Source organism: Psychrobacter sp. P2G3 (assembly GCF_001593285.1).
GTDB lineage: Bacteria > Pseudomonadota > Gammaproteobacteria > Pseudomonadales > Moraxellaceae > Psychrobacter.
In genome coordinates, this window is sequence record NZ_CP012529.1 from 912155 (window position 1) to 928730 (window position 16576).

General features: G+C 42.4%; 12 protein-coding genes. 7 read left to right on the top strand and 5 right to left on the bottom strand.

Annotated features, from left to right (window positions below):
• Positions 1-303: 303 nt before the first annotated feature.
• From AK823_RS03945 to ruvB, 5 genes are all read left to right on the top strand, one after another.
• A complete protein-coding gene (locus AK823_RS03945) occupies positions 304-1524 on the top strand; it encodes a phosphoglycerate kinase (protein WP_068326389.1) in 1221 nt (406 codons plus the stop codon).
• Between the two features lie 305 nt (positions 1525-1829).
• Positions 1830-2216 (top strand): hypothetical protein, encoded by a 387-nt coding sequence (locus AK823_RS03950; RefSeq protein ID WP_068326392.1) that lies wholly within the window; start codon positions 1830-1832, stop codon positions 2214-2216.
• A gap of 446 nt (positions 2217-2662) precedes the next feature.
• Entirely contained in the window at positions 2663-3700 is a 1038-nt protein-coding gene (fba, locus tag AK823_RS03955) for a class II fructose-bisphosphate aldolase (RefSeq protein WP_068326395.1), read from the top strand.
• 118 nt (positions 3701-3818) lie between these two features.
• Entirely contained in the window at positions 3819-4439 is a 621-nt protein-coding gene (gene ruvA, locus AK823_RS03960; protein WP_068034848.1) for a Holliday junction branch migration protein RuvA, read from the top strand.
• Between the two features lie 457 nt (positions 4440-4896).
• Positions 4897-5874 (top strand): Holliday junction branch migration DNA helicase RuvB, encoded by a 978-nt coding sequence (gene ruvB / locus AK823_RS03970; protein WP_068039014.1) that lies wholly within the window; start codon positions 4897-4899, stop codon positions 5872-5874.
• Positions 5875-5972: 98 nt separating this feature from the next.
• On the opposite strand, the gene AK823_RS03975 is transcribed toward ruvB, so the two are convergent.
• The 5 genes from AK823_RS03975 to AK823_RS03995 form a co-directional block, all read right to left on the bottom strand.
• The gene (locus AK823_RS03975) at positions 5973-7415 is read right to left on the bottom strand and encodes an FAD-linked oxidase C-terminal domain-containing protein (RefSeq protein WP_068326398.1); all 1443 of its coding nucleotides are present in this window, start codon (positions 7413-7415) and stop codon (positions 5973-5975) included.
• A 190-nt stretch (positions 7416-7605) separates the two neighbouring features.
• On the bottom strand, positions 7606-9267 hold the full coding sequence (locus AK823_RS03980) for an AarF/UbiB family protein (protein ID WP_068326400.1): 1662 nt from the start codon (positions 9265-9267) through the stop codon (positions 7606-7608).
• 85 nt (positions 9268-9352) lie between these two features.
• Positions 9353-10060 (bottom strand): hypothetical protein, encoded by a 708-nt coding sequence (locus AK823_RS03985; RefSeq protein ID WP_068326403.1) that lies wholly within the window; start codon positions 10058-10060, stop codon positions 9353-9355.
• Between the two features lie 88 nt (positions 10061-10148).
• Positions 10149-11012 carry a bifunctional demethylmenaquinone methyltransferase/2-methoxy-6-polyprenyl-1,4-benzoquinol methylase UbiE gene (gene ubiE, locus AK823_RS03990; RefSeq protein WP_203226512.1) on the bottom strand — a complete coding sequence of 288 codons (864 nt, stop codon included), beginning with the start codon at positions 11010-11012 and terminating at the stop codon, positions 10149-10151.
• 416 nt (positions 11013-11428) lie between these two features.
• The gene (locus AK823_RS03995) at positions 11429-12142 is read right to left on the bottom strand and encodes a hypothetical protein (protein WP_068326409.1); all 714 of its coding nucleotides are present in this window, start codon (positions 12140-12142) and stop codon (positions 11429-11431) included.
• A gap of 317 nt (positions 12143-12459) precedes the next feature.
• Here AK823_RS03995 and AK823_RS04000 point away from each other — a divergent pair, with 317 nt between their 5' ends.
• The gene (locus tag AK823_RS04000; protein ID WP_149031883.1) at positions 12460-14223 is read left to right on the top strand and encodes an ATPase; all 1764 of its coding nucleotides are present in this window, start codon (positions 12460-12462) and stop codon (positions 14221-14223) included.
• 721 nt (positions 14224-14944) lie between these two features.
• Positions 14945-16552, top strand: a complete 1608-nt coding sequence (locus AK823_RS04005; protein WP_068034856.1) for an inorganic phosphate transporter — start codon at positions 14945-14947, stop codon at positions 16550-16552.
• Positions 16553-16576: the final 24 nt, after the last annotated feature.

Below are 16576 nucleotides of genomic sequence, written 5' to 3' on the forward strand. Positions count from 1 at the left end.
GAGTTATCATTTATCAAGTGATCGAAAGTCAGATAGTGCTTTATAGTAAAATGAACCGTTACTAAGTGCCACCACGAAATGTTAATGGGCTTCTAAAAAATGTCTCTAAATTATGATGGTATCCTGAATAGCAGGCGCCAAATATTATGCATCTGAGATTTTTATTAAAAATTTACTGTAATACTTGTTTCTTGCCTAGAATGAGCAAGCTCTATTGTATAAACTACGGCTCATATGATATTGGCGGTTAATTTAACTTCATAAAACGATAGACAAAATAATCCATATAGCCTAGGAGCGGTAATGAATTTTTTACGTATGAGTGAGCTGACGTTAACGGACAAAGTAGTATTGATTCGTGAAGACCTAAATGTTCCTATCAAAGATGGTAAAGTGACAAGCGATGCACGTCTGCAGGCCAGCATGCCAACTATCAAAATGGCGTTAGATAAAGGGGCGGCAGTAATTGTATGCTCACATCTAGGACGTCCAACAGAAGGTGAGCCTGAGTCCAAGTATTCTCTCGCTCCAGTTGCTGATTACTTGACAGACAAGCTGGCTGGGCAGATAAAAAAGCCTGTAATGCTTAATAATAATTATCTTGGTGAAGGCGTCTCTATTAAAGCTGGTGAAGTGGTTTTATTGGAAAATGTCCGTTTTAATAAAGGTGAAAAAAAGAATGATGCTGGGCTGGCAGAAGCTTATGCAAGCTTGTGTGACGTGTTTGTGATGGACGCATTTGGTACTGCTCACCGTGCACAAGCCTCCACTGAAGGGGTGACTAAAGCAATGCGCCAAGCAGGTAAGACTGTGTGCGCTGGACCATTGCTCGCAGCTGAACTCGATGCATTGAGTCTAGCACTTGAGACTCCAGCACAACCGATGTTAGCGATTGTTGGTGGCTCAAAAGTATCTACTAAACTTGAAGTTCTTCATAGCTTAGCAGAAGTTTGTACCCAAATCATCGTTGGTGGAGGTATTGCCAATACTTTCTTAGCCGCACAAGGTCATAGTGTAGGTGCATCGCTACATGAAGCTGATTTGGTCGATACTGCTCGTCAAATCATGACCAAGACTGATATTCTGCTGCCTGAATTTGTAGTCGTCGCTGATAAAAACGATATTGATTTTGATGACTTTGTAGGCTCATTGCAACAAGCGAAAGCTACTGTTAAAGCGGTAGATAATATTGGTGCCGATGATATGATATTGGACATTGCGCCGCAAAGTGCTAAACAATTAGCCAAGGCTATTATTGATGCTAAAACTATCCTTTGGAACGGTCCAGTTGGAGTGTTTGAAGTGGATGCTTTTGGTGCTGGTACTGAAATTTTGGCAACAGCAGTACAAGTTAGTAACGGGTTTTCGATAGCTGGCGGTGGTGATACTCTAGCTGCAATTGATAAATACCAAGTTGCTGATGGCGTAAGCTACATGTCTACAGGCGGCGGTGCATTTTTAGAATTTGTCGAAGGTAAAGTTTTGCCTGCGGTAGCTGCATTACAGATTGAAGTGAAAGAATAGTCAGTCAGACAAAATAACAGTTCTGAAAAGTAACAGGATTATTACAGGTTAATAACTAATTATTAATATAAGTAACAATAATAGTAACACTACGCGTACAAATGAAATCTAATATTTAAGGTAGGCTGTAGGGATATTGTCAGCTTGAGGTATACCAATGAGTATGCAGCGCTGACGATTGAGGATTATTATTAAGCAGTTATTATTTGTTAATATACTGAAAATTGTTATTGCATGTCTTATTTGCTATCTATAAAATAGCGCAATCATGTATTCTGACATGCACCATTTACAAGAGGTTTATTATGTTAAAACGTCATTTGTTACTTGCTAGCGTACTTGCTGGTACTTTTGCAGTCACTGCATGTAGCCAACAAACTGAAGACCAAACCGAAGCTGCTGTTGAGTCTGCTGGCGATGATGCCGCTGCTAACACTGAAGAAGCTGCTGCTAACACTGAAGCTGCTGCTCAAGAAGCTGAAGTTGCTGCTCAAGAAGCTGGTACTGAAGTTGCTGAGAGTGCTGAAACTGCTGGTGCTGCCGCTACAAATGCGCTAGAAAATACTGGTGATGCTATCGCTGAAGGTACTAACAAAGCTGTTGAAGGTACTGCTTCAGCTGTTGCTGATGGTGCTAACGCTGTTGCTGATGGCGCGAACGATATTGCTGTTGATGCAGAGCAACAATACTAAGTAAATTAGCAGCTAGTTTATTTATGGATTATTCATTGATAGGTAAGCCATTAAACTAGTAATTGCTTTATAAGCCTCCAGAATATTAAAAAGCCTTGATAATAATCAGGGCTTTTTTGCGTTTGCTATTTTAATTGTATCTTGCACAGTAGCTTAGCGTAGACGTTAACTGCTTATAGAACCTGCCAGACAGATAAATACTAATGCAACCGCTACGAGATGTAGGTAAATTTTGCTATAATCACCCCGCTATGATTTTGATTGCTATACATAGTTGTCATTATCTATACGCAAAGTCTATGTTTAATGCTAAATAACCATTAAGTCGACATTCACTTTTCGAAGCTAAATCTATTTTGTGACTTGCATATGCTTTTAGTAGCATGATGTTTTTGACAGTATTCAATAATAGTATCATTTTTTAAAAACCAACCAGAGAGCGTTTTATGGCCTTAATTTCGTTACGTCAACTTTTAGATCATGCTGCTGAGCACAACTATGGTGTTCCCGCATTTAACGTAAATAACTTAGAGCAGATGCGAGCGATTATGATGGCGGCGGATGCTTGTGATTCACCTGTCATTGTACAAGCCAGTGCCGGTGCACGCAGTTATGCAGGGTCAGCTTTTCTACGTCATTTAATTATTGCTGCTATTGAAGAATGGCCACATATCCCAGTTGTCATGCACCAAGATCATGGTATGTCACTAGCTATTTGCCAACGCTCAATCCAGCTTGGATTTTCATCAGTAATGATGGACGGCTCTTTAGGTGAAGATGGTAAAATGCCAATGGACTATGACTATAATGCTAGCGTTACGCGCGAAGTAGTCAAACTTGCACATGCTTGTGGTGTGTCTGTAGAAGGGGAAATTGGTTGCCTGGGCAGTCTCGAGACAGGTATGGCTGGTGAAGAAGACGGTTCTGGTGCAGAGGGAATTCTCGATCATGAGCAGCTGCTGACCAGTGCTGACGAAGCTGAGCAGTTCGTAAAAGACACCAATGTTGATGCCCTAGCGATTGCTATTGGTACTAGTCATGGTGCCTATAAATTCACACGTCCACCGACAGGCGATATCTTATCTATTGAGCGAGTAAAAGAGATTCACGCGCGTATTCCTAATACTCATCTTGTCATGCATGGTTCTTCATCAGTACCCCAAGAGTGGCTAAAAGTCATTAATGAGCATGGTGGTGATATTGGCGAAACTTATGGTGTACCAGTTGAGCAAATCGTTGAAGCGATTAAGCATGGTGTACGCAAAGTAAACATCGATACTGATCTGCGTTTGGCATCAACAGGAGCTATCCGTCAGTTTTTAGCAGAGAATCCTAGCGAGTTTGATCCGCGTAAATATTTCAAAGCTTCTATGGTGGCGATGTCAGATATCTGTACCAATCGCTTTGAAGCCTTTGGTTCTGCGGGTCAAGCGCATAAGATTCGTCCGATTAGCCTTGAAGGCATGGTTGATTTTTATCAGTAAGCGAACCTAATAAATAGTTTGGCTTGGGCTTCGTTTGAGGGGCATTGGGAATACTGTTTAGAATAATGCCTTTTGAGCGAAAGTCGCTTATTCGATTGTTAATGACAGGTGATGGATTATGATTGGACTGATTACTGGACAGGTACAATATTTAATGGCACCAACAGCTTGTATCATGACCACCTCCGGTGTAGGTTATGATATTGAGCTACCATTGCCATCATTTTGTCAGCTGCAGGTAGAGCAGCAAGCAAGTATTTGGACGCATTTTCATGTGCGTGAAGATGCTCAGCTGCTGTACGGGTTTATAGATCGTAAAGAGCGTGATGTCTTTCGGCAACTCATTAAAATTAATGGTGTTGGTGCTAAAATGGCGCTAGCGATGCTATCTGCTATGTCAGCGGCTGAGTTAAAAATGCATGTCGAGCAGGACTCGGAGGCAGCACTTACTCGTATACCGGGTATTGGCAAAAAAACAGCACAACGCTTATTAATTGAGCTTAAAGATAAGCTGAAAAATATCGAAGTCGATAATAGTAATTTAGAGTTTGCTATTCAGCCAGTTGCTGTATCTCACGAAGGCAGTATCATTGCCGAAGTGGAAGGCGCATTGATAAGCTTGGGGTATAAAGAAAAAGAAGCTCAGCAAGCGATTAAAGCTGCTAAAAGTAATGGTGATGTTTTTGCTGACACGCAAGGCTTATTAAAGGCGACCCTGCAGCAATTATCTGGTTTCTAAGCTAATTTGTTCAGATTTAATATTATTATAGTTAATCTATAAACACTTTTAAGTAAGCGACACTAGTTGTCGCTTACTTTTGTTTTAATGCTTAGTTTAAGACGTTTTGCATGACTTATCCGCTAGGTTTGGTTATGCTGTTTATTGGGGCGTGTTGAACATTCGACCGTGGCACTGACAGAGACTATTTTTTAGTCGATTCTAGATTAAAAATATCTAGTTTAGTCATTCTAAGCGGATCTTTTTAATGACGAATTGACAAAAAAGAGTCCTGTCCTTACAGGCTGATGCCAAAATTGCTCCATACTGTGTTGCAAATCTAGCTAAGGCACCTGCATTATCTTCGATTTGCGCCTTGTCTGAAACAATTTTAGCTATCAGCAGTGCCGACTTGCGAATGTTCAACACGCCCTGATTTTACATTGTTTATTTCCTTAATATAATGATAAAACCTATGATGCAAGACCGCTTAATTAATCCGCTACAAGGAGCAGATGATGCTCCGGATAGCAATATTCGCCCTGCATTGCTGTCTGAATATATTGGTCAGCCGGTCGTGCGTGAGCAGATGGAAGTCTTTATTGGTGCAGCGCGAGGTCGTGATGAGGCGCTGGATCACACTTTAATTTTTGGTCCACCCGGTTTGGGTAAGACTACGCTTGCCAATATTATTGCTCGCGAAATGGGCGGTAATCTGCGTTCAACATCAGGGCCTGTGCTTGAGCGTCCAGGTGATTTGGCGGCCATGCTGACCAATTTAGAAGCGGGTGATGTGTTATTTATCGATGAAATTCACCGTTTGAGTTCGGTCATCGAAGAGATACTTTATCCAGCAATGGAAGATTTTCAGCTCGATATTATGATTGGCGAAGGGCCTGCAGCACGCTCTATCAAGCTTGATCTGCCACCGTTTACTTTGGTTGCGGCAACCACACGAGCAGGATTATTGACCTCGCCACTGCGGGATCGTTTTGGTATCGTCCAGCGTCTTGAGTTCTATAATATTGCTGATTTGACGACCATTGTTACGAGAGCAGCGCGTCTAATGCGAGTGCCAATGAGTGGAGATGGCGCTATCGAGATTGCTCGCCGGGCTCGAGGTACACCAAGGATTGCTAACCGTTTGCTACGCCGAGTCCGTGACTATGCTGAAGTTAGAGGGGATGGCAGTATAGATGGGATGATTGCTGCCAGTGCACTTGATATGCTGGCAGTCGATAGACGCGGCCTAGATCATCTTGATAGACGTTATATTGAAATCTTGCATGAACGTTTTGATGGTGGTCCAGCTGGCGTTGAAGCGATAGCGGCAGCGATGGCCGAAGATCGTGGCACACTTGAAGATGTGATTGAGCCATATTTGATTCAGCAAGGCTATGTATTACGCACAGCGCGTGGTCGCGTATTAACGCAAATGGCGATTGATCAGATGTAATGATTAATTAGATGTAATATAGTTAATTTGGCTTGCTCAATTAAAAATGTGCCTACTTTATCAATTTAAAGTAGGCGCATTTTTTTGTCCTAGTTTATTTATGCTTCTACTACTTCTTGTGTTTCTACTATTAAAGGTTGAGGCCATATTTTACCGGGATTTAGGATGTTATTGGGATCAAGAGCGGATTTTATGGCTTGCATTAGCGGTATGGCGTTGCCGTGTTCTTGATCCATATATTTCTGCTTACCTTGCCCGATTCCATGCTCACCAGTGCAGGTGCCATCCATCTCGATAGCACGCGTGGCTAGACGTCCGATAATATCTTCAGCCTTTGCAACTTCTACTGGATCATCGGCATTAACCAATAATAAGACATGGAAATTGCCATCACCGACATGACCGACCATAGGGCCAATCATCCCAGCGTCTTCAATATCTTTTGCGGTGGCGCTGACGCATTCAGCTAAGCGTGAAATAGGGACACAGGCATCAGTAGACAGAGCTTTGGCTTCTGGGCGTAAAGCTGAGCTGGCATGATAAGCATTATGACGCGCTTGCCACAGACGTTTGCGCTCAGCTTCATTGGTATCCCAAACAAAGTCCGTACCACCGAACTCTTCGATAATATCGTTAAAGGTTTGTGCTTGTTCACGTACACCCGCTTCAGTACCATGAAACTCTACAAATAGCGTTGGCGTCTCAAGTAAATCAAGGTTTGCGTACTGATTACAGGCTTTTATCTGCAAGGCATCAAGTAATTCAATCCGCGCGATAGGCAGGCACATCTGGATGGTGAGCATCACGGCCTGACAGGCGTCTTCAATTGTTGGAAAATGACAGAGTCCGCTACCGATGCTTTCACTAAGCCCAAACAATTTGAGCGTGACTTCAGTGACGATACCAAGCGTACCTTCAGAGCCTATCATCAAGCGTGTCAAGTCATAACCTGCGGCAGACTTTTTAGCACGCGTGCCTGTTCGAACAATCTCTCCAGTCGCTGTAACGACTTCGAGCGCGAGCACTACATCTTTCATCGTGCCATAGCGTACTGCGTTAGTGCCTGAGGCGCGGGTCGCAACCATACCACCAATACTAGCATTAGCACCTGGGTCTATAGGGAAAAATAAGCCTGTATCACGTAAATAATGATTCAGCTGCTCACGCGTGACCCCAGGCTGTACGGTAACGGTCAAATCTTCATTATTGACTTGCAAAATAGCGTCCAGCGCATGCATATCGATGGTGAGTCCACCATAAGGGGCGTTTAGTTGACCCTCAAGTGAAGAGCCAATACCAAAAGCGATCACTGGCATTTTATGTTGATTGCAAATCGCTACCGCTTTAGCAACGTCATGTTTATCATGAGCCGTCAACACGGCATCTGGTGGCTGGTTAGCAAGCCATGTCATCGTATGTCCATGTTGTTCACGAACAGTCAGATTGACACTGAGCTGCTCACCAAACTGAGCTTGCAGCTCAGCAATAGCCGCGCTGTGATCCGGTTTAATCGGTATAGTATTAACTTGAGAGTGGGGCATAGATAATCCCTATCAATAGAGCAGATTGAATTAAATAAGGTTTTGAATAAGAGATATTAAAATCAGCTAAGCAAGCCAGCTAAGCAAATAAGCTGAGACGAATGCTCAATAGCTGAGTAACCGCATACTCATGCTATAAGCATACGTCTAATGAGCTATGGTTGTATACGAGAATATTTTTTTAATAGCTTTAAGCTAGGATGCGCCAAACAACTGCTAGCATTGCTAAAACATAAAAGACAGGTGATAACCAGCCAACTACTTGCGTTGCGATGGCAATAAATAGGCCAAATCCTGCTAATGCTAACCAATCACGGCGACGGTCATTGAGCATATCTGCACGTATCTGCTGAATCTCACGCAACTGACTATCTTGACGTGAGCCTTGTGAAGCTAGGCTTTGCAGACCTTGATCTAGTAGTTTTGGAATATCAGTACTGGATAATAAAATCTCTGGTAGCTGTGCGCGGAGCTGTTGGAAGTTGCGCATAGGGTCAAGCTGTTCTTTGATCCAGCTGCTCAGGATAGGCTTAGCCAGTGACCAAATATCCAAATCCGGATACAAATCACGACCAAGGCCTTCAACGTGTACCAATGTTTTTAGAAGGAGCATGAGCTGAGGAGGGATACTCATATGATGGCGACGGGCAATATCTAAAATTTGCATCAAGACGCCAGCAAAATCGATCTCATTGATAGACTTTTGCAGCATCGGGCCAACGGTGCGCTTCATGTCACGCATCAAGGTATGTTTATCAGTATTCGGTGGGATCCATCCAGCACGGCTGACGATATCAACCATAGCAGTGAAGTTGTTGTTCATCACTGCTAACAGCATGCGCGCTACAATCAGTTGGTCATCTTTTGATAAGGTGCCCATGATGGCGCAATCAAGACCAATATAGCGGGGCTCATGGCCGAGATTGACCGCTTGCGTATGACTGTCTAGCGTCTTAACAGGCGGGGTCTCTACGAATACATTACCCGGATGCATATCGGCATGAAAGAAGTTATCACGAAAGACTTGGGTGAAAAATATCGTGAGGCCTTTTTCTGCTAATGCTGCTCGATCATAGCCTAGCTGATCAAATATATGAATTTGTGAGATCGGTACGCCTTGAATGCGCTCCATGACCATGACGTTTTTGGCCGCGTCATAGACCTCAGGCACATACATCAATGCAGAACCCAAAAAGTTGTTACGCATTTGGGTGGTATTATCTGCCTCTAAAGTTAAATCCAGCTCGTTGAGCATGACTTGCCGATAGTCTTCAACGATATCGATGATATGTATCGCACGTGCCGCTTCAATTCGTGCCGATGCCCAATTAGCAAGTTCACGCAGCAGCTCAAAGTCTGAAATGATAGTAGTGCGGATATCAGGGCGGACGACCTTTACCACGACTTCACGGCCATCTGTCAGTGCAGCGGTATGCACTTGAGCAATGGAGGCAGCAGCTAAGGGCTTGACATCAAAGCGCGCAAATAGCGCCTCAATAGACTGACCAAGACCATGTTTTGTATCTTGAATTTGAGCGATGGCAGTATCAGCGTCAAAGGGTTTTACTTTATCTTGCAATTGAACAAGTTGTTCGATAATTTCAGGTGGCACTAAATCGCGACGAGTAGAGAGGAGCTGACCGAGTTTTAAAAATAGCGTACCCATATCCTCTAGCGCATATTTCACCGCATTTGGCTGGTGCTTTTTGCCCCAAGCAGATGGATGCATACGAATTAAGCGCACAAGAGGCTGTAATTGCGGAGACTCTTCAACGGTAAAATGAGTATCTATGCGGTAGCTTGCAGCGATACGCCAAAGCTCAAGTAAACGGGCGCGATGAGATAATAGCATGGGTGATAATTACTCTAAATAGTTACTCTAAATAATAAGGCTAGATAAGGATACAGATGGATAAATGAGGCAAGATAAATCATGCTCATCTATTGGTTAAGCGTGCTTGCTCAGCTTTAATCGCTGCTAGCCGTGCCTCTTCGCGCTCGACATCAGCCCGCAGCTTAAGGATTTGCTGTTTGAGACTATCCGCTTCTGCTTTTTCGGCAGGGTCAGAGGCGCTATTGCCCGCCACATCATTTGCCCAATCACTCACATCATCAAAGGCACGCTTGGCAGTATGGCGAAAGCTGCCTTTAAGATGAGATATAAGTAGCTGTAACTGGCTGGCCATTGGTTTGCCAATGAAAGGCTCGAGCTGACCGGCGATATCAGGATCAAATCCAGCAACCAGTTGTTTGAGCTGCATCAAAACCTTGTAGTCGCCATCAATGGGCAGATTGCCTTCAGCGCCGCGCATCAAGTTGAGTAGCTGTGCAGGATTTTCAACGTTGATAGTGCAGTCTGGACTACTATGACCAATACGCCCCATATGTATATCTGCTTGCTGACGCTCGTCAGAATTTCTGCCAACGCTTTGTCCACGTGGTTCAAACACACTATTAGCAGTAATAGGCTCAAAACGCAGATGCTCATGGTTGAATAGAATATCTAATTGTATCTTAGGCATCACCATATTTAACCGCAGCACTTTACCAGCAAGCGGTACAAGACCATCTTGAGTAATCTCATCGCTAGCAATAGCCATATTAATGAGCTTTTCGGCACTTGCCAAAAGTAATACCGTTAGCATAATACTCTCACATATTTAAAATGATTATAGTCATGTTGCAGCATTGTCAGCACTGGTTTTAGTGTTGAGTTATATTGAACAGCATTTGCTATGCCTTAAAACCTCTATGCACAGCAACAATACCGGCCGTTAAATTATGGTAATCACAATTTTCAAAGCCAGCTTGTTCCATCATTTGCTTCAAAGTTTGCTGGTCAGGATGCATACGAATCGACTCTGCTAAGTACTGATAGCTTTCAGCATCGTTGGCCACAAGTTTGCCCATAAGTGGTAAGGCAGTAAAAGAGTACAAATCATAAGCTTTAGATAACGGCTCAAAGATAGGCTTTGAGAACTCTAAAATTAATAAACGACCGCCTGGCTTTAGTACACGGTACATTGAACGTAATGCCGCATCTTTGTCTGTGACATTGCGTAGACCGAAGCTGATCGTCAATAAATCAAAGCTCTCATCTTCGAATGGAGCAAGCGTTTCGGCATTGGCAAGGACGAAGTCAACGTTGTTGCAACCAGCGTTAATCAAGCGCTCACGACCAACTTCAAGCATGGCTGCGTTGATATCTGATAAGACCACATGACCATTACGACCGACTTCGCGGCTAAAGACTTTGGCCAAATCACCAGTACCACCAGCAATATCGAGTACATGCTGACCAGCACGTACGCCAGACAAGCTAATGGCAAAGCGCTTCCAAAGACGATGAATACCAAAAGACATCAAATCGTTCATGATGTCGTATTTTTTGGCAACCGAAGTGAACACGTCAGCCACGCGCGCTTGTTTTTCAGCTTTATTAACAGTTTTATAACCGAAGTGAGTCTCTTCTGCACCATCGGTATCAGGCGTATGTGGGTTATTAATATCATCACGTTGGTTAAAGGCAGCTTGCTTTGCCGCTTGTGTATTTGAGGACTGCGCTGAAGTTTTACTCATTTCATTATTGTTTGGCATAGTAGTTTGCTGACCTTGCGGCGTTCCTGTCGGTAAATCTTGTACTTGCGTGAAGTCGCTATTATTGGTATTTGCTGTGACTGTACTATTTGATACTGAATCATTAATCGATGTATTGTGAGTAGGGTTCTGACGAGCTTGAGCCTTCGAGCTAATGTTTTTAGTATGAGCAATACTATCTTTGACTAATTTATCTTGGATATGGCCGTTTGTAGTGAACTTGTGATTGGTCTTTTTTAAGGTGTCGGTCATAGAATTATCCTGTGGCTTATTTTTATGTCTATTTGGTAGTGACAATTATTTAATAATAATTATTATCTTTCCAAATGTAAAAGCATTTTGCTAGCACTTAAATGATCAATAGTTATTGACCAATATTGTGCGCGCAAAATGCCCAATTCAGTGCCTATTTTAGCCTATGATACAGCAAATACGTCAACGTTGCCGTCACTATCAGTATTGTGAACTTGATCGATAATTTTCAGTTCGCGCTCGCAGAATGGTTCAATAAAACTAGCCACACTTTTGAGAGGTTTCATCGCTGTAAAACCTGCATCGATAAAGTCGTATAACGGCTGATAGCCACGACTATATGCCGTGCCTTTAGCAAAAGAAAAAGCCTTACGTAACATAAATGAGTTGAGATATTTGTCGGTACGGTAACAGACTTCTTTAAGATTGTTAATCTGAACACGGCGTTCATCTGCTTCATTAACAGCGCGGTAAGCTTTAAGCATATTCTCTTCATTGACTGGTAGATCTTGCTCTAGCAACCATTGCGCCAAGTGCATATCCAGCTCAATCGCCAAAATAGCTGCCTGTACCGCCATAGTACCAGTCTCTAATACGGACTCTTTGGCAAGTCGCTCAAGCTTTTTCGCTTTTGGAAGAATACGTTCTAGTTGTTTGGCCAATAGCTTAAACTCCTCACCCCCATATAGTTTGGTGAGAAAATAGCTTGCCATCGGCTTGTTGTTTGGCTGCTCAAATAGCTCTGAATGGGTGCGTTGAATACGCGCGCGTTGCCATGCTTGTACGTCATTAAGCTTAGCATGTAATGCTTCATCATCGTGATAAGGTAATGCCCAGTAGCGCGTTAAATGCTGTTGTAATTCAGATAAAGCAGACATAGCAATCCGTCCTGTATAGGTAAATGTGTATTTTTTAAATGGAAATGGCTTTTATTTTAAAGTTATAAATAGTCGTAAATAGCATCGCTAACGTAATATATTACCTTAAAAGAAATTAACACAGAATACAAATGTCAAACTGTTACATAGCACTGTTATTTCCTGCTCAAACGGATGCTATTATTATTAAACAGTAATAATTAATAAAAGCGCTTATAAAAATAAAATGGAATTAAGATATGTCTAATAATAAACAAGATCCTGTTCAGCATAAAGAGCAATCTAAAGATCAGAAGCTAAAAACGGTAAACAATCAAATGAGCAAGCAAGTGATAGATCAGCGTTTGACTCTCAATCCCCTGAGTCAGTTTTCGATGGATAAGGATGCGCTTAGGTTGGCATTGGTGACTGCACAATATGCCTTGCGAGCGACCCGACAACAAACGCCGCCAACCGTCAATAAACCAACCGGGCTTCTGGTGCTGGTCAATGGGATGGAGCAGGCAGGCAAGGGCACTGCTGTCAAGCAATTGCGCCAGTGGGTCGATCCGCGATTATTAAAAGTAGAAGCAACGATTGGTCACCCGCCTCTCAAATACCAACCTATTTGGCAAGCTCATACAAAGGCCATGCCGCGTCATGGTGATGTCATGGTTTATTTTGGCAACTGGTATGCTGACCTGCTATATAACGTGATGCATATGGCAACCATAGCCATTCAGGATGAGGATATTAAAAAATCAACGCGTAATAAAAGTAAACATTCCAAAGATAAGTGCTCTAAGCATAAAGCTATTAACTACAATGATTCAGATAAACATCAAATGCTACCTATTGCTAAATGGCAAGATTATTTGCAGCAGCAGCTGATTAAGTTGCAGATATTTGAGCGTGATCTAGCGGCGAACCAAACCAAGATACTGAAGTGCTGGTTTCATATTGATGTGGATACCTTGCAGGCACGTTTAAAGGATAAAGAGGCCGATCCACAGTTTTTATATCAAATTGATTGGAGTGATACCGAGATATTAGCGCAGTTTAATCATGTTGCAGTGGCGTTATTAAGGCAACAAGATGACTGGGTCATTATTGATGGTAGTGATAAGTCGCAGGCCGCGACTGACTTTTGTCATGAAGTATTGCAAGCTATGCAGATGGCGCTTGCGAGTAGCGTTCCTGCAGATGATGACAAGGCTACTGACGAAATTACCGATGGAATGGCTGATAAAGCCACTAATGCTAGCAAAAATAACACTAATAACACTAATAACACTAATAAAAATAACAGCGAAAATAGTGATAACAGCAATCAGAACTTTGCATCTAAAAACCCTGAATCTAGGAATTTTGTACCTGTAAAGATACCTGAGAAGCTTATAGAGATTGATGCTCCAGATGTAGATAAGTCAGATTATAATAAGCAACTTGCGAAGAAGCAAGGCAAGCTTGCAGAGTTACTACGTGCACGCAAGGGTCGTCATGTGGTATTTGCCTTTGAAGGAATGGATGCTGCTGGCAAGGGCGGTGCTATTAAACGGCTTGTCGCACCACTCGATCCACGTGAGTACCAAGTTTATAATATTGGCGCACCGATGTTATATGAGTTGCAGCACCCATATTTGTGGCGATTTTGGACGAGTCTGCCAAATGAGCAGACTGATCGTATAAGCCGTATCGCTATCTTTGATCGTACTTGGTATGGACGAGTATTGGTGGAGCGTGTCGAGGCGTTAACAGACAAGGCAGTTTGGCAGCGCGCCTATGATGAAATCAATCGTTTTGAAGCAGATCTAACAGCAGCAGGAACGATTGTTATAAAGTACTGGCTTGCTATCGATAAAAAAGAGCAGTTAAAACGTTTTGAAGATCGCCGCGAGACCCCGCATAAGCAATTTAAACTAACTGATGATGATTGGCGCAACCGTGATAAATGGCCAGACTATGTGCAAGCAGCGGCTGATATGCTGGCACGTACTGATACAATCGATACACCGTGGTGCGTAATTGCAACTAACGAAAAGCGTCGTGCACGTTTAGAGGTACTAGACCATGCTATTGCACAACTAAAATTCCGCTCATAGATATTACATTAAGTACGATAGCATTATTACAAAGCAACTGAAAAGAGATTGGGTTTAAAACGTCTTGATATTAATACCTTATATGTTTTCTTTGACAATTCACCGTGAATATTGATAATAGGGCCAACAATAACTGAAGATTCTATATACTCTTATTTAGCCTAAGCAAAAGTAAGCACTATAAAGACAGCTGATGCAGATATCTTCAGTTACAAATCTTATAGTATCATTATGCATTATGTTCAATTATTTAATATAATAGGCACGTGCTCGCAATGGCTGAATAAGCAATCTGCTAATTTCAGCGCAAAGTTATATTACAAGTGGGTTATTAGCCTTATTTAATAGCAATAATTAAGTTGTTAAAATTGACAGTATCATGAACATAGCTATCATGAGTGAATATTTAAGCCGCAAGATGCTTTAATCAAATGATTTAGCGTTATACCTTGCGGCTTAGTAGTATGTTAGACGCTCTAATTTCTATCGCACGTTTATAACGTGAAAAAGTCAATATAATGACAAAAAATCGATAAAAATCTACAAGCCAATAAATTTCTAAAAAAGTACTTAAAGCAGTGTTTCAAAACAGTATTCAAAAGAACCATGTCGCGCATATGATGTCATGACTTTAATCCTCCTCTGACATAGATAGTGTTATGCGTTGCAATGTTATCAATCGCAAGTATTTTCAATCAGCTTACGCAAGGCGTATTAATTTATGGGTATTAGCAGCAGTTCTACAGAGCCGACCAAACCAGTTGGCAATATGAGAATCAATCTATTTTTTGCTATTTTACTGATTGCGATGACCAGCTATTTTTTATGGTGGGGATTCGATTACACCCTGCGTCAACAGACAACGCTATTCATTGTTGCGACGGCTTTTGGTGTCTTCATGGCATTCAATATCGGTGGTAATGATGTCGCCAACTCTTTTGGTACCTCAGTAGGTTCTGGCACCTTGACTATCCCGCAAGCGTTATGTGTGGCAGCGATATTTGAAGTGTCGGGGGCAGTACTGGCTGGTGGTGAAGTGACCGATACTATTCGAAGCGGAATTGTCGATTTAGATGGTCTGAGTGTCACGCCCAATCAGTTCATCTATGTCATGCTTTCAGCTTTGATTGCTGCTGCATTTTGGCTGTTGTTTGCTACGCGTAAAGGCTTACCAGTTTCAACGACGCACTCCATTATCGGTGGGGTTGTTGGTAGTTCCATTGTCCTTGGCATCACTCTGGGCGGTACTGAGATGGCGCTATCAACGGTAGATTGGGGAACCGTTGGAACTATTGCTATCTCTTGGGTATTGTCGCCGCTACTAGGTGGTGTTCTGTCCTACCTCCTATATGGACGGATTAAGAAAAACATCATTGAATATAATGATAAAACAGAGGCGCACATTGCGACACTCAAAGGCAACAAAAAAACCTTAAAGCAAAATCATAAAGAGTTTTTAGACGCTCTAACAGAGTCAGAGCAACTCGCTTATACTTCAGCGATGTTACGTGACCAAGAAATCTACAAAGATGATGATTGTATTGTTGAAGAATTAGAAACCGATTATTATAAACGGCTTTATGAAATTGAAAACGAGCGCAGTAACCTTGATACGCTAAAAGCACTTAAACAATGGGTACCTATTATTGCCGCTGCAGGTGGCGCAGTAATGACCTCTCTAGTCGTCTTTAAAGGCTTGAAAAATGTCAATAACGGCTTGACGACCCTGCAGGGTTTTCTAATCATGGGGATGATAGCGGCGTTGGTGTGGCTCGCGACCTTTATCTATACCAAGAGTATCCGTGGTAAACATAAAGAAGACTTAACCAAAGCGACATTTATTATGTTTAGCTGGATGCAGGTCTTTACCGCATCAGCCTTTGCTTTTAGTCATGGTTCAAATGATATCGCTAACGCTGTTGGTCCATTTGCAGCGATCATGGATGTGATTCGTACTAATAGTATTTCCACAGAAGCTGCGGTACCACCTGCTGTGATGCTGACCTTTGGTGTGGCACTTATTGTTGGTCTTTGGTTCATTGGTAAAGAAGTTATCCAAACAGTGGGTACCAATTTGGCAAAAATGCATCCTGCTTCTGGTTTCTCAGCTGAATTGGCTGCCGCTGCTGTGGTTATGGGTGCATCGACGATGGGTCTGCCAGTATCGAGCACCCATACCTTAGTAGGTGCGGTACTGGGTATTGGTATTGTTAATAGAGATACCAACTGGAAACTCATGAAGCCGATTGGTCTGGCTTGGATCGTTACTCTTCCTGCAGCGGCTTCAATGTCTGCAATCAGTTATATCGTATTGGTCAACATCTTTTAATGCTAAGGTTGTAAAGTTGGTAAA